Source organism: Clostridium sp. CTA-17 (assembly GCF_054767895.1).
This window is the reverse complement of the sequence record NZ_BAAABF010000036.1, coordinates 1-376: the sequence shown is the minus strand read 5'-3', so window position 1 is coordinate 376 and position 376 is coordinate 1. Positions and strand designations below refer to the sequence as shown.

At 40.4% G+C, this 376-nt stretch carries 1 protein-coding gene; it reads right to left on the bottom strand.

The features are described from left to right. Positions 1-367, bottom strand: a 367-nt coding sequence (locus tag ACYUCG_RS15315; protein ID WP_460268827.1) for a GTP-binding protein, incomplete at its 3' end; no start/stop codon positions are given. Positions 368-376: the final 9 nt, after the last annotated feature.

Below are 376 nucleotides of genomic sequence, written 5' to 3'. Positions count from 1 at the left end.
ATAATAAGATGTGCTCTCTTGTTTGAGGCATTGGACCATCAGCTGCTGAACAAACTAATATAGCTCCGTCCATTTGAGCTGCTCCAGTGATCATGTTTTTAACGTAGTCAGCATGTCCTGGACAGTCAACGTGAGCGTAGTGTCTGTTAGCTGTTTCGTACTCAACGTGTGCTGTGTTGATTGTGATTCCTCTTTCTTTTTCTTCTGGAGCTTTATCTATTTCATCATATTTGAATGCTTCTGCTCCACCAGCTTGTGCTAAAACTGTTGTTATAGCTGCTGTTAAAGTTGTTTTACCGTGGTCTACGTGACCGATTGTTCCAATGTTAACGTGTGGTTTGCTTCTTTCAAATTTTGCTTTTGACATTGCAAATTC